Below are 15,059 nucleotides of genomic sequence, written 5' to 3' on the forward strand. Positions count from 1 at the left end.
TGCCCTCAGCCGGCGTGGGGGCCGGCGGCGGTGACGGCCTGCGCCACCTGCGCCGGCAGCGTCGCGATCTCCGCCAGGACTCCCTCCATGGTGCGCGTCGGGTAGGAGAAACCGCAGTCGGCGCAGACATGCGTCTCGCCCACCAGCGGGGGCGGGCCGGTCGGGTGCCCCGCCGGCCGATCACCGGTCGCTAAAGCATCTAATGAATTTGGCGCATCGCTCGACACTGTGCCCGTCGACGGGAAATGCTGGCCCTCGCGCGACAGCTACAGGTGGCGCGACAGCTACAGGTGGGAGGCGGCGGTGACGACGGAATCGACGACGACCGCGGGCGAGGCGGCGGCGGACCGGCCGGTGGTGGCCGAGGGGCCGGTGCTCCTCGACGTGGGTACTGACGGCGTCGGGGTGGTGACGCTGAACCGGCCGGAGCGGCGCAACGGCTGGAACCCCGAGATGGAGAACCGGTACTTCGACGTCCTCGCGCAGGCCGACCGCGACCCGGCGATCCGCGTGCTGATCGTCACCGGCGCGGGCACCACGTTCTGCCCAGGGGTCGACACCGGCCGGCTCGGCCAGATCGCGGGCAAGCCGATGGACACCACCGGCCGCCGCTCGCCGGTGCGGGCCTGGTCGGTGCGCAAACCGATGATCGCCGCCGTCAACGGGGCCTGCGCCGGCATGGGCCTGGTCCAGGCCCTGCTGTGCGACGTGCGCTTCGCTGCCCGCGGTGCCCGGTTCACCACCGCCTTCGCCCGCCGCGGGCTGGCCGGCGAGTTCGGCATCACCTGGCTGCTGCCCCGCCTCATCGGCCAGGAGCGGGCGGCGGACCTGCTGCTGTCGTCGCGGGTGTTCGACGCCGACGAGGCCCGCGAGCTCGGCGTCGTCACCCGGGTGGTGGATCCCGCGGAGCTCCTGCCCGCCGCGCGCGCCTACGCCGCGGACATCGCGGCGAACTGCTCGCCGGTGTCGCTGGCGCTGATCCGCCACCAGCTGCGCACCGACAGCGCCGGCGAGCTCGACGCGGCGCTCGGCCGCACCTACCGGGCGATGGCCGCCGCCGCCGTCGGCCCGGACTTCCGCGAGGGCATCGACAGCTTCCTGGAGAAGCGTCCCGCGTCGTTCCCCCCGCTCGCCGACGACCTCGACCCGGCCGCGATCACCGGCGCCACCCTGCCCGAGCTGGACTTCGACCCGTCCGGCGCCGTGGGCCGGTCCTGATCATCGCGGGCCCCGACCATCGCAGAAGGAGACCGCCGATGACGGCCACGGTGCACATCGACATGACAGGCAAGGTCGCTCTGGTCACCGGCGGCGGCTACGGGATGGGGCGGGCGTCGGCCCGGCGGTTCGCCGAGTGCGGCGCGGCCGTGGTCGTCGCCGACATCAACCCGGACACCGGCGCGGAGACGGTCGAGCTGATCCGGGCCGCGGGCGGGGAGGCGACGTTCGTCCACGCCGACGTCGGTGAGCCGGACGCCGTGCGGGACATGGTCGACCTCACTGTTGCCACGTACGGGGGGCTGGACTACGCCCACAACAACGCCGGCATCGTCGAATCCCAGGACCCGGTCGTCAGCTACCCGGAACAGCTCTGGGAGCGGATCCTGCGCACCAACCTGACCAGCGTCTTCCTGTGCCTGAAGTACGAGATCCCGCGGATGCTGGAGCGCGGCGGCGGGGCCATCGTCAACGTGGCGTCGGAGTCCACCTACAAGGGCAACGTCGCCGACATCGGGTACACGGCCAGCAAGCACGGCGTGGTGGGCCTGACCACGGCCGCCGCCCTGCAGTACGCCCGGCGCAACATCCGGGTCAACGCCGTGGCGCCCGGCAACGTGGACACCGGCATCGTCGAGCGGGCCCGCCAGTACCTGACGCCGGAGCAGCTGCGGGGGATGGAACAGGCCCAGCCGATCCGCCGGCTCAGCCGCCCCGAGGAGATCGCCGAGGTCGTCGTCTGGCTGTGCTCGGACGCCGCCGTGCTCGTCAACGCCGCCAAGATCGCCGCCGACACCGGCTGGCACGTCGCCTGACCGTTCGTCCGGCGGCGCCGCCGATCTTCGCGGTGCCGCCGGACGGGAGCACTACCTCAGCGCCACGCCCAGCGAGGCTCGCGCTTCTCCAGGTAGGCGCGGCGCGCCTCCCCGGCGTCGTCGAGGCGGCTGACCCGCGCGGTGTAGTCCTGCTCCAGCCGGTACCCCTCGTCGAGGGGCAGGTCCTCGACCCGGTTCATCGACTCCTTGGACAGCCGCAGCGCCAGCGGGCTCTTCGCCGCGATCTGCGCGGCCAGGGCGCGCGCCGTGGCGGCGAGCTCCGCGCGGGGCACCAGCGCGGCGGCGGCGCCGAGCCGGTAGAACTCGGCCGCGGGCACGCGCCGGCCCGTCAGCGCCATCTCGCGGGTCTTCATCGGGCCGACGAGACGCTGCACGTGCCGGGTGCCACCGAGGACGCCCACGTCGATCTCCGGCAGGGAGAAGAACGCCTCCTCGGCGAGGACCACCAGGTCGCAGCAGCCGACCAGGGCGGCCCCGGCGCCGACGCACGCGCCGCCGACCGCCGCGACGACCGGCAGGCCGCCGTCGCGGATGCCGGCGAGGCAGCCGCGCACGACGGAGCCGGGATCGATCAGGTCGGTCAGGCTCTCCTCGGGCAGCAGCTCCCGGCGGGTGTAACGGCGTTCCGACTCGGTGATGTCGGCGCCGGCGCAGAAGATGCGCTCGAAGTCCGAGGCGAGGATCGCGACGGCGGCCTCATCCCCCCGGCCGAGCTCGGTGAACACCTGCCCGATCTCGCGCATCATCGGCGCGCTCAGCGCATTGCGCGGGGGGCGGGCGAGGGTGACCGTGGCGATGCGGTCAGCGATCTCGACCCGGACGAACTTGGGTTCTTCCACCGCCGGGGCTCCTTCGGGTGACGGGCGAATAGATAAACGATATGACTATCGGAGGGTCGCGTGCGACGTGAACGGCCCGGTGACAACGCAAGCGGGAGGACATCATGACGATGCGACGCGCGGCGACGGCCTTAACGGGAGCGGCGCGATGACGGCGCCCGTCGGCACGGGACGCCTCGCCGGCAAGGTCGCCTTCATCACCGGGATCGCCCGCGGGCAGGGCCGCTCCCACGCGGTCGCGCTCGCCCGCGAGGGCGCGGACATCATCGGCATCGACCGGGCCGCCGACGTCGCGACGATGGGCTACCCGCTGGGCACCGCCGACGAGCTCGCCGAGACCGTCGCCCTGGTCGAGAAGACCGGCCGGCGGATCATCGCCCGCGTGGGCGACGTGCGTGACCGGGCGGCGCTCGCCGACCTGCTCGCCACCGGCGTACGCGAACTCGGCGGCCTGGACATCGTCGTGGCGAGCGCCGGGATCTCCCCGCCCGCGCGCCGGCTGTGGGAGATCCCGCCGGAGCAGTGGGACGACGTGATCGGGATCAACCTCACCGGCGTCTTCCACACCCTCGCCGCGTCCGTTCCGCACCTGCTCGCCGGGCGCAAGGGCGGCTCGATCATCGTGATCAGCTCGGGCGCGGCGCTCAACCGCGTCCCGAACCTGTCCGACTACGTCACCACGAAGAACGGCGTGATCGGAATGGCGATGTCGCTGGCGAACGAGGTGGCGCACCGCCAGATCCGGGTGAACGTCATCGCGCCCGGCACCGTGAACACCCCGATGGTCACCGCCAACACCCAGCAGTTCCACCTGTTCCGCCCGGACCTGCCGAACCCGACGGTGGACGACTGCCGGGAGGGCTTCGCCGCGTCGATGCCGATGGGCCGGCCGTGGCTCGAACCCGAGGACATCTCCCAGGCCGTGGTGTTCCTGTCCAGCGACGAGGCCCGCTGGATCAGCGGCGTCGTCCTGCCCGTCGACCAGGGCAACACCAACCGCCGCTACTGACCCGCCTGCCCGCCCTCGCCCGGCCGCCCCGCCTAGCCGGCCTGGATCGCCGGGCTGGGCCGGGTTCGGGCGGGCCGCACGAGGTTGACGGTCTCGAAGACCGCCCGCAGCCCGCCGTCGGTGCCGTAGAGCTCGCCTCGGCCGAGGATCCGCCCGCGGGCCGCCTGCGGCGTCTGGACCCGGTAGAGATGCCAGTCGCGGACGTCGAGGTCGTCCAGGTAGGTGACGGTCTGCGCGAGGACCACCGCCTGCAGCTCGGCGCGGGGTGGCAGTGCAATCCCGCCGTTGAGCATGCCGTCACCGATCGCGAGCGTCTCCACCGTGTGCGCTACCAGGGCCCGCCACATGGTCGGGTCGTCCGGGGCGTCGGCGATGCGGGTCCAGAGGTCGAGCTGGCGCGGCGCCCTCCGCGGCATGATCGCCGCCTCCCAGGGCAGCAGCGCGCGGCGGACGGGTTCGGCGTCGGCCGGCCGCCCGACGTCCGCGGCGGGGGAGTCGAACCGGTGGTAGTCGGGCTCGCCCCCGGCGAGCATCACCTGCGCCCGGCTGAGCTGGTCGCCGCCCTGGCGCAGGGACAGGGCGAACGACTCCACCGACCGACCCCCGGCGAGCCGCTCCACGTCGATCTCCAGCGGCAGGTCGGCGCGGCCGCCGCGCAGGAACAGCGTGTGCAGGGTGTGCAGCCGCTTGCCGGGCGCCAGCCGCTCGGCGAGGACGACCTGCTGACCGAGCTGCTGGGCGCCGAGGACGCCCCCGTGCCCGCTCGGGACGCATCGGGCCGCCGTCGTGGGCAGCGCCGGCGTCAGGTCGAGCACCCGCAGCAGGTCGGGGAGGGTGAACAGGGTCCGCACCCAGTCCGGCTCGTAGCGCGGTGCGCCCGCGTCCGCCGCGGCCGGCTCATGCTCACCGCCACCGTGGGTGGCGACGGTGATCGTGTCCGAAAGCTCTGCCACGTCGTGCCCGCCCTCTCCCAGCCGTCAGGCCACGCAGCCAAAGGTGATGCAGATTCATCCAAACCGAGCAGGCGCCGCCGGTGCCGGGCGCGGTGACCGAGCGCACAGCGCACCGTGCGCATCCCGGACCGTTGCGAGTATCCGGCGGGCGACTCGCCGGATACGGCACCCGCTGGTGAGACGTCCTACCAGCTCGCGCTCCGTCGCATGAACCGCGGCTTGGTGAGAAGCTCGAAGAGCGTCAGTTCGAAGGTGGCGCGGATTCGTGTGATCCCTCGTGCGGTGCGCACCTCCTCGCGGAGGAGCTGGGTGAGGGTGCTCCTGTTGCCCGCCATCTCCTGGCGAAGCTGCTCGTCGGGCTCGATGAACCCCTTTGCCGTCTCACCGGGCCTCAACATCTTCTCCCTTGCCGCGTTTCATGCCCGATACCGGCCAGCTCATCAAAAGCCGTCCGGAAGATCTGGGCGAAGGCCGCGGCGGCGGCGCGGCCGAAGAGGTGCCGGTGGTACCCGAACGCGAGGTGGAGACCGGTGCCGTACCTGGTCGCGCCGATGAAGAGTCCCTGGGGCATGCCGGCGGTGCCGGTGAAGTAGACCGAGGAGATCGTTGGGCTGTCGGAGGCGATGCCGGCGAGCGGGCCGAGGTTGCTGACGGCGGCGGCGGGGGTGATGAGCGGGCGCGCCGTCCGCACCCCCAACCGCAGCAGTGAGCCTCGCCAGGGCCCGGGAATTCGTCCAGTGGCGGCCGTGCCGACCCTGCCGGCGACTCCCGCTATGACGGGCACGGCCGCCGCCTGCTTCGCGCGCTCGGTCTGGTCGACGATCCGGCCGGCCAGCCTGATCAGGTCCGCCCGGTCCGCCGGTTCACTGACGATCAGCACCTGGCCGGTGTTGTTGCCACTCGCGCCGGGCATCGTCCCCAGGCTGATCGGCATCCTGACCCGCAGTGTCCCGGCCTCCCCGCCGCGCTGCCGGTTCCACCGGTCGATGGTGAGATGGGCCGCCGCGACCAGCAGGTCGTTGACGGTCAGCCGACGTCCGCCGGGCAGTGTCACGCGCCGATCCGGCACCGGCAGGGTCATCGGGTGGTAGCCGTAGCCGGCGGTCCGGCTCGCGTCCAGGGGAGTGATGTGTCGGCCGGAGCGGTGCGTGAACGCGGTCCAGCCATGGCCGGCCGATCTCGGGGCCGACGGCACACCGGCGGGCAGCCCGACGCGACCGCCGCCGGACCGGTCCGCGGTCGCGGTCGTGGAGGCGTCGGTCACCCGGTACTCGGCGAAGATCTCGGACACGACGGCGGCGAGACTCATGCCGTCGACCGCGAGGTGATGCGCGACGACGGAGAGCTGGTCGCCGTCCGGTCGCTGCACCAACGCGATACGCAGCGGCGGGTGGGCACGCAGATCGAAGGGGGACGACATCATCGTCTCGTGGACGTGCCAGCCGTCGCTGCCGTCGCCGATCTGCCCGACCGGATCTGAGGACGGCAGCGCGGCGAACCGCCACGCATACTGACGTGCCCCGTAGAGGCTCGCCCGCATCATGGGATGCCGGCCGATCGCCCTGCGCACCGCGAGCCGCAGTCGCGTCACTTCCAACGCGCCCCCGGTCTGCACGAACAATCCGCAGGTCAGCGGTGCGCTGGTCCGATCGGAGGCGGCCAGGATCTGCTCGCTGGACGTGAGCACCCGATCGGGCGCGGGTGCCGGCGAACCACCCTGGCTCTCCACCTCCACGTGCACCGGCCCCCAGCCCCCCGAATTAGTCAGCACACGATATACGTGGTCGGGGGGCGGGACGGCCTTCCGGTGCGCGGGGCCGTGGCGGCTGGCGCGGCCGCGTGGTCAGGCCTTGCGGGCCAGACCCCCGGCGACCAGCTTTTCGGTGAGGGTCAGCGGCTCGGGGACCGGCTCCTGCGGCCGCCACAACGGGTTGTAGACGAGACCGGGCTCGACGAGGTCGAGGCCGTCGAAGTACTCGCCGATCTCCGCGAGAGTCCGGAACCGTCCGGTACCGAGGTCGGCCAGCAGCATCTTCTCCAGCTCGGTCGTCTGCTCGCCATGCGCGACGAAGTGGGTCAGGAAGAGGTAGCTGCCGGCGGCCAGGGCGTCCCGGTAGCGCCGGACGATGCCGGCGGGGTCCTCGTCGTCGTTGATGTGGTGGACGACGCCGAACAGGACCAGGCCGACCGGCTGGTCGAGATCGATCAGCGCGCGCAGGTCCGGGTGGGCGAGGATCTCCTCAGGGTGCCGGAAGTCGGCGGTGATCACGGTGGTGTTGCGGTTCTCGGCGAGCAGCGCCCGGCCGTGCGCGAGCACGATGGGATCGTTGTCGACGTACACCACGCGCGCGTCGGGCGCGACGCTCTGCGCCGCCTGGTGGGTGTTGCTGACGGTCGGCAGACCCGAACCGAGGTCGATGAACTGCCGGACGCCCTGCTCCGCCAGGTACCGCACCCCCCGGTTGAGCAGTGCCCGGTTGTACTGCGCTGCCTCCCGCCCACCGGGGACGAACTGCATGAACTGGTCGGCCACGACCCGATCAGCCGGGAAGTTGTCCTTCCCGCCGAGAATCGCGTCGTAGACCCGGGCGATGCTGGGCGTGGAGACGTCGATGTCCACGGGGGCCCAGCCGGCAGGCGGCTTGCTGCTCGCCTGCGCCAACGGATGCGGGTGGGCGTCGCCTTGCGTCATGGGTCTCCGATACTCGTCCGCGGCAGTCGGCAGTCGGCTGTCGGCTGTCGGCTGTCGGCTGTCAAGGTCGCGAATAATGCACCTTGTTGGTAATTATATTCGCATCTGTGCCGGCCGGTAGTCGATGTGCCACGCTGACGGAGCCGGGTGGGCGGCAGCACGGGACGCTCTGCCGCGATGCCGGGTGACCGAACGGCAGCGGGCTCATGATCTTCCCGGGCGCCTCGTCGAGGAGCGAATCCTCGAGGTACAGCGGCACCAGCGACTCCCGCAGTGCCGATGTGCTGCGCCGGATCCGATCGTGAATCGCCAACTGTTCGTCCAGTGCGCTCATCGCCGCGCCGATGCGCCGCTGCCGGTCGTTGTCCGGAAGGAGGAGCGGCAGGGCGCGCATGGTCGCGGCGGTCAGCGATCGGACGGTCGAGCCGCCGGCGTTGCCGACCAGCCACCGCTGTACGCGGGGATGTCCCAGATAGAAGATCAGATAGCTCGGGTCGAGGGCCGGGCCCGGCCGCAGGCGCAGGCAGGACGTGCCGAGCAACCAGCCGTCGTGCTCCTCGGTCACCAGCGCGCCCCGGCCGATCTCGCCGGTCCTGGTGCACGCGACGTCGCCCGATGCCAGCCGGTAGCGATCCAGCATCCCGGCCGCCGCCGGTTCGACGAAGTCGAGGCGATCCCGCACGATCCGGTTCTCGCTGATGTTTCTCGGCTTGATGACGGGAACGCCGGAGGAGTTCCCTCCACCGGAACTCGCCGCGCCGGCAGGGCCGGCGAGTACGTCGCACACCTCGCCCAATCGCTGATGTGCCTCGTTGAATCCGGACAGTCACTATCAAGCTGCTTTAGACTGCGGGCGGCTTTCGGGTACTCGTCGTGGAGGTCTGTTCGAGATCGAGGTCCTCGGGCCCGCCATCGAGGACGAAGGCTACGCGTCGGCGATAGGTCGCAGTGTCGACTGGTTGTCCGAACGCCTGGAGATTTGGGGTGTGCAGAATGTATCCGACGCTGCCTGAATCCGAACCGGACGTACAGCTCTCGTACGCGTCGTTACCCACCGCCACGGGTGACGTCACGGCGATATTATCCCGGCCGACGGCGCCGGGAACCTATCCCGCGGTCGTCGTCGGCGCCGAGGCATGGGGTCTGACACGCACCCGCCCTGGTCGTCTGCGGAGACCAGGACCCGATCATGCCGCCACGATTGCTGGCCGAGCTCCGCAGGCGGATCGAGGACTGGCAGGTCGACTGGCAGGTCGAAAACCTACCCTGGCGTCACCCCACGCGTTCTGGTCGCATTATGTCGACGAGGAGGGAGACCACTGGTTCGACGAGACGACCCGCGGCCAGTCCTGGGACTGCGCGCTCGACTGTCCGACCAGCCGGCTGTGACATCCGCGTCCGAGAAGAGTCCGAGAAAAAGGGAGCCCGCATGCCAGAACCACTGCTCGACGGAATCCGGGTCGTCGACCTGTCGACCGGTGTCGCCGGGCCGACGGTGACGATGCTGATGGCCGAGGCGGGCGCGGACGTCGTCCTGGTCGAGCCGCCCGGCGGCCACCCCGACCGGGCCCTGCCCGGCTTCCGTACCTGGGCCCGTTCCAAGCAGTCGCTGGTGCTGGACGTCGACTCCCCCGAGGGGCGATTACGGCTCGACGAGCTGCTGCGCGGCGCCGACGTGCTCGTCCACTCGTACGGTCCCACGACGGCGGCCCGGCTCGGCCTCGACGACGCCGCTGTCGGCAGCCGCTACCCCGCGCTGGTCGTCTCGTCGGTGCTCGCGTGGCCGGCCAACCACGTCGACGCGGACCGTCCGGTTGACGACCTGCTGGCACTGGCGCGACTGGGCCTCCTCGACGAGCAGCGGGGGCACCGGCCGGGGCCGGTCCACGTCCGGTTCCCGCTCGGCAGCTGGGGGGCCATGTGGCTGTGCGCGACCGGGATCGCGGCCCGGCTGGTGGCACGGGGGCGCACCGGCCGGGGCGGGCCGGTGCACACCAGCCTCGTCCAGGGCGCGCTCGCTCCGATGATGATGCACTGGCACCGGGCCGAGGCGCCGTCGGCCCTGCTCGCGGCGGGCATGCCCAGGGACGAGGCGGTGACACCACTGTTCGAGTGCGCCGACGGCGAATGGATCCACGTCATGCCGCCGTCCCCCGACGACCTGCCGTTGATGAAGCGGGTGTTCGACGAGATGGGCGCCGACGAGGTCGCCGAGGCCAACCGGCGCCACGCCGGGGGGATCATGGCCAGAGCGTTCCCGAACTGGGGAGCCAACGTCGAGGCGTTCCGCCGCCGGCCCGCGGCCGAGTGGCTGGCCGAGCTGTGGTCCAACGACCGGCCGGCCCAGCCCGTGCTGCCGCTCGGCGCAGTCCTCGACGACGAGCAGGCGAAGGCCAACCGGTACGTCACCCAGCTCGACGACCCCGAGGCCGGGCGCATCACCGTGCCCGGCCATCCGGTCACGCTGGACCCGCCTGCCACCGTCCGCAGTCCGGCCCCCCAGCTCGGTGAGCACCAGGACGTGGCCGCCAGACACTGGACGCCCCGCAGCACGGCCACCGAGCGCGGCCGCGGCCGCGCCGACGCGGACTCCGCCGCAGGCGGGCCGGTCGAGTCGCTGCGTTTCCCGCTCCAGGGCCTCCGGGTGCTGGACTTCGGCGCGTTCCTGGCCGGGCCGTTCGCGCCGATGCTGTTCGCCGACCTGGGCGCCGACGTCGTGAAGGTCGAACCGGCGGCCGGCGAACCCGGCCGCTGGGGCGACTGGCCGTTCGTCGGCTGCCAGCGCGGCAAGCGCGCCGTGGCCCTCGACCTCAAGTCCGAGGCCGCCCGGCCGGCCGTCGAGGCCCTGCTGCGCTGGGCCGACGTCGTGCACCACAACCTGCGCGTCCCGGCCGCCCGCCGGCTCGGCCTCGACGAGCAGGCCGTCCGTGCGGTGAATCCGGACGTGGTGTTCTGTCACACGAGCTCGTACGGTCCGGACGGCGCACGCGCCCACTGGCCCGGCTACGACCAGCTGTTCCAGTCGTCGCTGGGCTGGGAGCGGATGGGCGGCGGCGAGGGCAACCCGCCGATGTGGCACCGCTTCGGGTTCATGGACCACCAGTGCGCGATGGCGTCCGCGGCCGCGACGTTGTGGGCGGTCCTCGCCCGGAACCGGACCGGCCGGGCGAGTTCGGTCGCCGCGTCCCTGCTGGGCGCCGGGGTGCTCACCACGAGCGAGACCTACCTGCGACCGGACGGCACCCTCGTCCCGGTGCCGATGCTCGACCAGGCGCAGCTGACCACGACACCGGGACGGCGCCTGCTGGCCTGCGCGCAGGGGTGGGTCGCGATGGCCGCGACCGGTGACAGCGACGTCGCGGCGGCCTGCCAGGCGCTCGGTTGCGGGAGTACGGCGCAGCTCGCGGCGGCGGCCGCCGTCCGCCCGGCCGGTGAGGTGCTCGATCTGCTCGCCGGGGCGGGTGTGGCGGCCGAGGAGGTCCGGCTCGACCAGCGCGACGCGTTCTTCGACTCGGCCGACAACGACGCCGCCGGCCTGATCGCCCGCTACCGCCACCACGACTGGGGCGGCTTCGAGCAGCCGGGCGCACTGTGGGATCTGGGCGACCTGACGACCCAGCTGCATCTGGCCCCGCCGGTACTCGGCGAGCACACGATCGAGGTGCTCACCGAAGTCGGGATCGCCCGCGAAACGATCGACGAGCTGATCGCCGCCGGCGTCGCCACGGCCGCGCCACCGCCCGCCCCCCGCCAGCCCGCCGGCTCGACGAGCAGCTGACGCGTGCCCCGGAGTTGTACCGTATCTGGTACGACTAGGTGCTCGGGAGGTGGCAGGATGGTCGCGGCGATCAGTGCCAGTGAGGCACGTAAGACGCTGTTTCCGCTGATCGAACAGGTCAATACCGATCACACCCCGGTAGAGATCGTCTCGAAGCGGGGGAACGCGGTCCTGGTGAGCAAGGAGGACTGGGACGCCATCGTGGAGACCAACTACCTGCTGCGCACGCCCGCGAACGCGCGGCGCCTGATGGAAAGCGTGGAGCAGTGGCGTACGGGCGGCGCGGTCGAGCGTCCGGTGGGCCCTGACGAGTGAAGCTGACCTGGACCGACCACGCCGGGGACGACTACCTGTACTGGCAGGGCCAGGACCGCAGGACACTGAAACGCATCAACACCCTGATCGCGGACATCACACGCGATCCGGAAGGGCAGGGGATCGGCAAGCCCGAGCTGCTACGCAACAATCTCGCCGGCCTGCGCTCACGGCGGATCGACGACGAACACCGCCTGGTCTATGCGGTCGAGCCCGGCCAGATCACGATCATCTCCTGCCGGTACCACTACCAGTAGCCGAGCCCGTCACGCCCACACCATGGCCACCTCTCTCCGGTGGGGACCGCTACCTGGCCAACAACGAGTCTCTTGGTGAGGTGCTGTTCGTAGAACGGACAGCACCTCAGACGCCACGCGCCTGCTCGAAGTCCTGCCGCAGCTGAGCCTCAGTAGTTGGTGTCCCACGGCGACGAGAGGCCCACACCGCGGCACCGAGGCAGATGGCTCCGAACAGGACGGGGACCGTTCTTGGGTTCACGCTTGCTGCAGGGCGCGAACGGTTTCACGGTCCGGGTTGGTCGCCGACGGTGCGGTGCGGGGCCAGGTCCAGGCGTACCGCACGATGAGGGCGAGTAGGACCAGTTCCAATAGAATGCCAAGGCCGTAGAAGTACGGCCAGGACTCGCCCACCGCGTTGAATGCCGTGACGGGAACGTAGAGCGAGGCCACGATGAGGTTCGTGATGCGGGTCGCCCGGGCGGGCAGCGTCATCGACAGCACGACCATGAGGATCGGGATGGCCACTAGGGTCAGCGCCGCGGTCGAAAAGGTCTGGGAGAGGTCGAACTCGAAGACCTTGCCGTCGAGGATGTCTTCGACGACGCCGGGCGTGAAGAAGTTGAGAATGTCCACATAGGCGTACAGGAACATGAAGCTGGTCCACGCCGCGGCGAGCTTGGCTCTCACCGGGATCGGCTGGTCTTCCAGTGTGGTGGTGGGTTGACGCGTTCTCATCATGGGCTCCGTCGTTGGTGAGGATCGGTACGTCCACGATCGCTGAGCCCGCTGGCGGGCACACCGGCCCGGAGGCCGGAGTTCGCCTGGCCGATGAGATGGTCTCTCTCTCGTGCTTTCGGCTGATCCGCCGCTGCCGCGCTGTCCCTACAGTGGACAGATGGTGACGAAGGCGCTGCGCTCGTTGTGGGCCTCGGTCGCCCGGCCGGGACCAGTCGTCGTGCATGTACGTCAGGTTCGGTTCAGTGCCCCACCCGGCCGGTGTCGTAGGCCCACATCGCGATCTCGACCCTGTTCCGGGCGCCGATCTTGGCCAGCAGGCTCGCGACGTGGGTCTTGGCGGTCGTCAAGCTGATGAACAGCTCGGCGGCGATCTCCGCGTTCGTGCGGCCGACAGCGACCAGTTTCAGCACCTCCTCCTCGCGTTGGGTGAGCGGCTCGATCGGTTGGGTACGGCGTTTCGATGAGGCCCCCGCGGCAAGGGTCGCTAGCAGCCTGCGGGTGATGTTCGGCGCGATCAGGGCATCGCCGACGGCAGCGGCATGGACAGCCTGCACCAGCAACTCTGGCCCGGCATCCTTGAGGAGAAATCCTCGGGCTCCGGCCCGAAGCGCGCCGTGGACGTACTCGTCCAGGTCGAACGTCGTGATCACCACCACCGCAATGGGGTCCGCGACGCCCCGCCCTGCGAGGAGCTCGGTCACCTCGATGCCGTCCAGCCCGGGCATCCGAATGTCGACCAGGCACACATCGGGGCGGAGCCGATGCGCCAGCTCGACGGCGGCCTTGCCGTCGGCGGCTTGGCCGACGACCTCGATGTCGGGCTGGGCGTCAAGGATCATCGACAGGCCGGTGCGCACCAGATCTTGGTCGTCTGCCACCAGCACGCGCGTCGTCATAGGGGCAACTCCATCGGCAGCTCGGCGTCGACCGCCCACCCGCCCTCGGGCGTCGGCCCAGCGCGTAGCGTGCCGCCGAGCAGCTGCACGCGCTCGGTCATCCCCAGCAGCCCGAAACCGTGGGTCGCCGGCCGCGCCGGGCCGATCTGGCCGTCGTCGGTCACGCGGAGCCGCAGCCTTCCTGCGCCCTCGACGACCCTGATCTCCACACGCGAGGCGTTTCGGGCGTGCCGCAGCGCATTGGTCAGCGCCTCCCGCGCCATCCGGTACACGGCGGCGTCGACCTGGGGCCGAAGTCCGGACAGATCACCCGCCAACTCCACGTCGACGACGGGGTCCGGTTCGCGGCGGGCGAGGAGCATCAGGTCGGCGACGCCGGGCTGGGGACCGTACTCCGCCGGCGCTCCGTCACGCAGCACCCGGACCATCGCGCGCATCTCCGCCAGCGTCCGCGACGCTTCCCCCTCGATGATCGCAAGCGCCTCGAGCGCCGCTTCAGGTCGCTTCGCGGCCATCGTCATGCCAGCCTGCGCTTGCAGAGTGATCGCCGAGACGTGGTGGGCGACCGAGTCGTGCAACTCGCGCGCGAGGCCGACGCGTTCCTGGCTGCGGACCTGGTCGAGCGCCCGGCGCCGACTCTCGGCGCGGTAGCGGAACGCCGCTCCGCTCGCTGCCGCCGCCGCCAGGACCGCCAACCCGCCGAAGAGCTCGGCTGGCCCGGTGTAGTCGGTCGCAATGCTGAACCCCGCGGCGACCGCAACCACCAGCAGCCCAATCACGATCTGACGCCCTGAGCCCCAGCGGACCAGCGAGTAGACGAGCACCAGGATGTAGATCATCGTGTTTAGGCCCACGCCTGAGGTCCCGCCCAGCCAGCTCGCCAGTCCTAACGCCATCCCGGTGCCGAAGCCCACCACGACGCAGACCAACGGGTGAGTACGCCGCCATAGCAGCACCGGCGCAAGTCCGACCGTCACGATCGTCACGACCGGCCGCCAGGTGATGTCCTCTCGGAGGGTTCCTTCGAGCAACGCCGCCACCATCACCACGCCGACCAGCACCCGGTCGAACCACACCCGTTCGGGCGTGTCCGCGGCGCGGGGCTCGTCCCAGAGCGAGCGCAGGCCGGTAGTGAACACACACCCAGCCTAGAGACAGCCCGGGCGTCGGAGACCCACCGAAAGAACGAGACGCCGCTCCCCCCAATGGCAGAGGCGGGTCCGGCCTCGACGCCGACTTCTACGCCGAACGCGTCTTCGGGCGGATTCCGGTGGCAGACCTCGACAAGGTTGCCCATCTGGCGGGAGTGACGGCCGCCGTCCCCGGGCCGCACCCGGCGGCCACTGGGCATCCAGGGCGCGTGGATGCTGTACGTACCCCGGGTGAGGTTCGTTCGACATCCTCATGGTCCGGTAAGCGCAGCCTGAGCCGGGGCGGGCTGGTGTGGGGGTGACGCCCGTTGACGTCCCGGCGGAACAGCTGGACGGCGACTATGGCACTGGTGCGGCGTCGCCGGCTGTGCCTGCGCAGCGCAAGTGCGGCCGGG

At 71.2% G+C, this 15,059-nt stretch carries 16 protein-coding genes; 6 read left to right on the forward strand and 10 right to left on the reverse strand.

Going from position 1 to position 15,059, the window contains the following annotated elements; all coding sequences use genetic code 11:
• Positions 1–5: 5 nt before the first annotated feature.
• Positions 6–143, reverse strand: coding sequence for a hypothetical protein (locus FRAQA3DRAFT_RS35655; RefSeq protein ID WP_009399329.1), 138 nt, complete (start codon positions 141–143; stop codon positions 6–8).
• 160 nt (positions 144–303) lie between these two features.
• Between FRAQA3DRAFT_RS35655 and FRAQA3DRAFT_RS01160 the strand changes: the two genes are divergently transcribed.
• On the forward strand, positions 304–1,218 hold the full coding sequence (locus FRAQA3DRAFT_RS01160; protein WP_009399330.1) for an enoyl-CoA hydratase-related protein: 915 nt from the start codon (positions 304–306) through the stop codon (positions 1,216–1,218).
• A 38-nt stretch (positions 1,219–1,256) separates the two neighbouring features.
• The gene (locus tag FRAQA3DRAFT_RS01165) at positions 1,257–2,033 is read left to right on the forward strand and encodes an SDR family NAD(P)-dependent oxidoreductase (protein WP_009399331.1); all 777 of its coding nucleotides are present in this window, start codon (positions 1,257–1,259) and stop codon (positions 2,031–2,033) included.
• A gap of 56 nt (positions 2,034–2,089) precedes the next feature.
• On the opposite strand, the gene FRAQA3DRAFT_RS01170 is transcribed toward FRAQA3DRAFT_RS01165, so the two are convergent.
• Entirely contained in the window at positions 2,090–2,893 is an 804-nt protein-coding gene (locus FRAQA3DRAFT_RS01170; protein ID WP_009399332.1) for an enoyl-CoA hydratase-related protein, read from the reverse strand.
• A 148-nt stretch (positions 2,894–3,041) separates the two neighbouring features.
• Here FRAQA3DRAFT_RS01170 and FRAQA3DRAFT_RS01175 point away from each other — a divergent pair, with 148 nt between their 5' ends.
• Entirely contained in the window at positions 3,042–3,902 is an 861-nt protein-coding gene (locus FRAQA3DRAFT_RS01175) for a mycofactocin-coupled SDR family oxidoreductase (protein ID WP_009399334.1), read from the forward strand.
• Positions 3,903–3,934: 32 nt separating this feature from the next.
• On the opposite strand, the gene FRAQA3DRAFT_RS01180 is transcribed toward FRAQA3DRAFT_RS01175, so the two are convergent.
• The 5 genes from FRAQA3DRAFT_RS01180 to FRAQA3DRAFT_RS01200 all read right to left on the reverse strand — a co-directional run bounded on the left by FRAQA3DRAFT_RS01180 (position 3,935) and on the right by FRAQA3DRAFT_RS01200 (position 8,334).
• Positions 3,935–4,855 carry an acyl-CoA thioesterase II gene (locus tag FRAQA3DRAFT_RS01180; RefSeq protein ID WP_009399339.1) on the reverse strand — a complete coding sequence of 307 codons (921 nt, stop codon included), beginning with the start codon at positions 4,853–4,855 and terminating at the stop codon, positions 3,935–3,937.
• A 185-nt stretch (positions 4,856–5,040) separates the two neighbouring features.
• Entirely contained in the window at positions 5,041–5,253 is a 213-nt protein-coding gene (locus FRAQA3DRAFT_RS01185) for a hypothetical protein (protein ID WP_009399341.1), read from the reverse strand.
• Positions 5,247–6,626: a condensation domain-containing protein gene (locus FRAQA3DRAFT_RS01190; protein WP_232291858.1), complete on the reverse strand. Its 1,380-nt coding sequence runs from the start codon at positions 6,624–6,626 to the stop codon at positions 5,247–5,249. Before FRAQA3DRAFT_RS01190 ends, FRAQA3DRAFT_RS01185 begins: the two co-directional genes overlap by 7 nt.
• Before the next feature lie 72 nt (positions 6,627–6,698).
• A complete protein-coding gene (locus FRAQA3DRAFT_RS01195) occupies positions 6,699–7,547 on the reverse strand; it encodes an SAM-dependent methyltransferase (protein WP_009399346.1) in 849 nt (282 codons plus the stop codon).
• A gap of 61 nt (positions 7,548–7,608) precedes the next feature.
• Positions 7,609–8,334, reverse strand: a complete 726-nt coding sequence (locus tag FRAQA3DRAFT_RS01200) for a restriction endonuclease subunit S (protein WP_009399348.1) — start codon at positions 8,332–8,334, stop codon at positions 7,609–7,611.
• A gap of 642 nt (positions 8,335–8,976) precedes the next feature.
• On the opposite strand from FRAQA3DRAFT_RS01200, the gene FRAQA3DRAFT_RS01205 reads away from it, so the two are divergent.
• From FRAQA3DRAFT_RS01205 to FRAQA3DRAFT_RS01215, 3 genes are read left to right on the forward strand one after another with little or no spacing between them, the layout of a single operon-like run.
• Complete coding sequence (locus FRAQA3DRAFT_RS01205) at positions 8,977–11,325, forward strand: CoA transferase (RefSeq protein WP_009399350.1); 2,349 nt, start codon at positions 8,977–8,979, stop codon at positions 11,323–11,325.
• Between the two features lie 57 nt (positions 11,326–11,382).
• On the forward strand, positions 11,383–11,640 hold the full coding sequence (locus tag FRAQA3DRAFT_RS01210) for a type II toxin-antitoxin system Phd/YefM family antitoxin (RefSeq protein ID WP_009399352.1): 258 nt from the start codon (positions 11,383–11,385) through the stop codon (positions 11,638–11,640).
• A complete protein-coding gene (locus tag FRAQA3DRAFT_RS01215; RefSeq protein WP_009399354.1) occupies positions 11,637–11,897 on the forward strand; it encodes a Txe/YoeB family addiction module toxin in 261 nt (86 codons plus the stop codon). The genes FRAQA3DRAFT_RS01210 and FRAQA3DRAFT_RS01215 overlap by 4 nt, the downstream gene beginning before the upstream one ends.
• Positions 11,898–12,134: 237 nt before the next feature.
• On the opposite strand, the gene FRAQA3DRAFT_RS01220 is transcribed toward FRAQA3DRAFT_RS01215, so the two are convergent.
• From FRAQA3DRAFT_RS01220 to FRAQA3DRAFT_RS01230, 3 genes are all read right to left on the reverse strand, one after another.
• On the reverse strand, positions 12,135–12,614 hold the full coding sequence (locus tag FRAQA3DRAFT_RS01220; RefSeq protein WP_009399356.1) for a DUF6326 family protein: 480 nt from the start codon (positions 12,612–12,614) through the stop codon (positions 12,135–12,137).
• A 242-nt stretch (positions 12,615–12,856) separates the two neighbouring features.
• On the reverse strand, positions 12,857–13,513 hold the full coding sequence (locus tag FRAQA3DRAFT_RS01225; RefSeq protein ID WP_009399358.1) for a response regulator transcription factor: 657 nt from the start codon (positions 13,511–13,513) through the stop codon (positions 12,857–12,859).
• Positions 13,510–14,652 (reverse strand): sensor histidine kinase, encoded by a 1,143-nt coding sequence (locus tag FRAQA3DRAFT_RS01230; RefSeq protein WP_009399360.1) that lies wholly within the window; start codon positions 14,650–14,652, stop codon positions 13,510–13,512. Before FRAQA3DRAFT_RS01230 ends, FRAQA3DRAFT_RS01225 begins: the two co-directional genes overlap by 4 nt.
• Positions 14,653–15,059: the final 407 nt, after the last annotated feature.

The organism is Frankia sp. QA3 (assembly GCF_000262465.1).
GTDB lineage: Bacteria > Actinomycetota > Actinomycetes > Frankiales > Frankiaceae > Frankia.

Coding starts and splice junctions, on each gene's coding strand:
- FRAQA3DRAFT_RS01165 (WP_009399331.1), top strand. CDS start 1,257: ATGACGGCCACGGTGCACATCGACATGACAGGCAAGGTCGCTCTGGTC.
- FRAQA3DRAFT_RS01175 (WP_009399334.1), top strand. CDS start 3,042: ATGACGGCGCCCGTCGGCACGGGACGCCTCGCCGGCAAGGTCGCCTTC.
- FRAQA3DRAFT_RS01185 (WP_009399341.1), bottom strand. CDS start 5,253: ATGTTGAGGCCCGGTGAGACGGCAAAGGGGTTCATCGAGCCCGACGAG.
- FRAQA3DRAFT_RS01195 (WP_009399346.1), bottom strand. CDS start 7,547: ATGACGCAAGGCGACGCCCACCCGCATCCGTTGGCGCAGGCGAGCAGC.
- FRAQA3DRAFT_RS01205 (WP_009399350.1), top strand. CDS start 8,977: ATGCCAGAACCACTGCTCGACGGAATCCGGGTCGTCGACCTGTCGACC.
- FRAQA3DRAFT_RS01210 (WP_009399352.1), top strand. CDS start 11,383: ATGGTCGCGGCGATCAGTGCCAGTGAGGCACGTAAGACGCTGTTTCCG.
- FRAQA3DRAFT_RS01220 (WP_009399356.1), bottom strand. CDS start 12,614: ATGAGAACGCGTCAACCCACCACCACACTGGAAGACCAGCCGATCCCG.
- FRAQA3DRAFT_RS01225 (WP_009399358.1), bottom strand. CDS start 13,513: ATGACGACGCGCGTGCTGGTGGCAGACGACCAAGATCTGGTGCGCACC.